Source organism: Bradyrhizobium sp. BR13661 (genome assembly GCF_029892425.1).
Lineage (GTDB): Bacteria > Pseudomonadota > Alphaproteobacteria > Rhizobiales > Xanthobacteraceae > Bradyrhizobium.
In genome coordinates this window covers 1-2,618 of record NZ_JARXWB010000075.1, presented here as the reverse complement: position 1 = coordinate 2,618, position 2,618 = coordinate 1, and the positions used below count along the sequence as shown (strand labels likewise).

Genomic DNA, 2,618 nt, shown 5'->3' with positions numbered 1-2,618 from the left:
GGGGCCCCCACCCCGTCCCCCCCCCGATGGTCCCCCCGGGGTGGGGTGAGGGGCCCCCGGCGACCACCCGTGCCCGCGGGGAAATACCCCCCCACCCCGCTCGCGCTACGCGCGATCGACCCTCCCCCTCCAGGGGAGGGTAAGAACAATCACATCCGCTGCATCGAGACCGAAACCTTCGGCCCGTTCTTGATGGTCTGATAGACTACGCAATAGCGCTCGGTGAGCTTGAGCAGCAGATCGAGCTTGTCCTGCGGTGCCGGCGTGTCGACCTCGAAGCGCAGGCGGATCTCGGCGAAGCCGACCGGGGTCTCCTTGTCGACGCCGAGCGTGCCGCGGAAATCGAGATCGCCCTCGGCATACACGTTGCCGGTCTTGAGCGGCACTTCGATCGCGGTGGCGACCGATTTCAGCGTCACGCCGGCGCAGGCAACCAGTGCTTCCAGCAGCATGTCGCCGGAACAGAGTTCGAGGCCGGAGCCGCCGGTGGCCGGATGCAGGCCAGCCATCGCGATGGCGCGGCCGGTCTCGACCTTGCAGGCGATGCCTTCGCCGTCGGTCGAGCCCTTGGCCTTCAGCGTGATCATCGCGGCCGTGGGATCGGTCTTGTAGCGTTCCTTGATCGGGGCCTGCATCTGGCGCAGTTCTGCGGCGTCCATCGTGTTCTCTCCCGGGAAAATTGCCCCTCGATGTACCGGCTCAGCGCGAAAAAGTCACCACCACATGGCCTGACCGGGACCCTGGGTTGCGTCACGGTCAGGCACATTGCGGTCGAGCGAACGGTCGAGTGACGTCAGCACACTTCGCTTGAAATTCTCGAACAGCGGCGAATTGCGGTCGCGGGGCCGGCCCAGATTGATCTCGATCTGGTCGAACAGTCGGCCCGGCCGCGGCCGCATCACCAGCACGCGATCGGCCAGCACCACGGCTTCGTCGACATCGTGGGTGACGAGGATGAGCGTCGGCCGCGTGTCGGCCCAGAGGTCGAGCAGATGATCCTGCAGGTCGCGCCTGGTGAAGGCGTCGAGCGCGGAGAACGGCTCGTCGAGCAGCAACACCTCGGGCTGCGGTACCAGCGCGCGGGCAATCGCGACGCGCTGTGCTTGTCCGCCGGAGAGCTCGCGCGGCCAGGCTTGCGCCTTGTCGGCGAGGCCGACGCGGGCAAGTGCGCGCGCCACCTTTTCACGCCGTTCCGCCGCAGACAGGTCGGCTAGACCAAAACCGATATTGTCGGCGACGCTGAGCCAGGGCAGCAGCCGCGGCTCCTGGAAGATGATGCCGATCTTGGCATGCGGCGAAGAGATCGCTTCGCTGTCGAGCGTCACGGTGCCGGAGCTCGCGCGGTCGAGACCAGCGATGGCGCGCAGCAAGGTAGATTTGCCGCAGCCGGAGCCACCGATGATGGCGAGGATCTCGCCCTGCCTGATGGCGGCGGAGAAGCGCGCGAGCGCCTCGACGCCGTTGGGATAGGTCTTGCTGACCCGGTCGAGCGCAAGCATCGCCTCAAGCTCCCTTGTTAAGTTTCTTTGGCGCGGCCGAATGCGTCCTGCCAGCGCAGGAAGGGCGCGGAGGCAATCTCGATCAACCAGTCGGTGAGCTTGCCGAGGATGGCGAAGATCACGATCGCGGCGAGGATCTGCGCGGGCTTGCCGAGCTGTTGGCCGTCGAGCAGGAGATAGCCGAGGCCCTCGGAGGCGCCGATCAGTTCGGCTGCGACGACGAACATCCAGCCGAGGCCAAGACCAACGCGAAGCGAGACGACATAGGCCGGCAGCACCGCGGGCAGCAGAATGCGGCGGATCATCGCGAAGCCGGAGAGGCGGAAGGTGCGGCCGACCTCGACGATCTTGCGATCGACCGACAGGATCGCGCCCATCACGCCGAGATAGACTGGAAAGAACACGCCGACCGCGATCAGCGCGACCTTCGACGTCTCGAAGATGCCGAGCCAGAGGATGAACAGCGGCACCCAAGCGAGCGACGGGATTGCACGCAAGGCTTGGACGGTGGGATCAAGAAGCCGCTGCGCCAGCGACCAGTAGCCGGAGATGGCGCCAAGAATGGTGCCCGCGACGACACCGAAGGCGAAGCCGAGGCCTACCCGCCACAGCGTCGCGGCGATGTGGTGAACCAGCTCGCCGGAGCGGGCGAGATCGGCGATGGTGGCGAAGACCCGCGAGGGCGGCGGCACCAACCGGCCGTTGGACCAGCCGAGCCAGACCACGAACTCCCAGCCGATCGCGAGCGTAACCGGCAGCAGCAGTCCCAGCATCGGCCGCGCGTAGCGCGACAGCCGCGAAGGCGCGGCGACGCTCGCGGCTGGTTCCGAAGATTTCTGCAGGACTGGCGCGTCGGAGATCATGGCCGGTAGGAAGCGCGTCTGGCCGGGGAATGCAACATTACTCTTGCCGCGCCCACCGCTGTCGTCCCGGGGCGCGAAGCGAACCCGGGACCCATAACCACAGGGAGGAGTGCGGGGCACACTCCCACTCCGAGTCTTCGCCAAACATCTCCCTGTGGGTATGGGTCCCTGTGTGTGGAAAGTCTGTCATGATGGCGGTGGGCGGGAAGCCGTTGGGTCCTTGGCGCTTGACGCCGTGATCCGGCCCGGTCTCCCG

3 protein-coding genes are annotated in these 2,618 nt (G+C 66.8%); all 3 read right to left on the bottom strand.

Annotated features, from left to right (window positions below; translation table 11 throughout):
- Positions 1-149: 149 nt before the first annotated feature.
- Genes M2427_RS41950 through M2427_RS41940 form a run of 3 tightly spaced genes read right to left on the bottom strand, consistent with a single transcriptional unit; the run spans position 150 to position 2,362 of the window.
- Positions 150-659 (bottom strand): OsmC family protein, encoded by a 510-nt coding sequence (locus M2427_RS41950; RefSeq protein WP_280712553.1) that lies wholly within the window; start codon positions 657-659, stop codon positions 150-152.
- Positions 660-713: 54 nt separating this feature from the next.
- Positions 714-1,499 carry an ABC transporter ATP-binding protein gene (locus M2427_RS41945; RefSeq protein ID WP_280712552.1) on the bottom strand — a complete coding sequence of 262 codons (786 nt, stop codon included), beginning with the start codon at positions 1,497-1,499 and terminating at the stop codon, positions 714-716.
- Positions 1,500-1,516: 17 nt separating this feature from the next.
- A complete protein-coding gene (locus M2427_RS41940; RefSeq protein ID WP_280712554.1) occupies positions 1,517-2,362 on the bottom strand; it encodes an ABC transporter permease in 846 nt (281 codons plus the stop codon).
- Between the last annotated feature and the right edge of the window lie 256 nt (positions 2,363-2,618).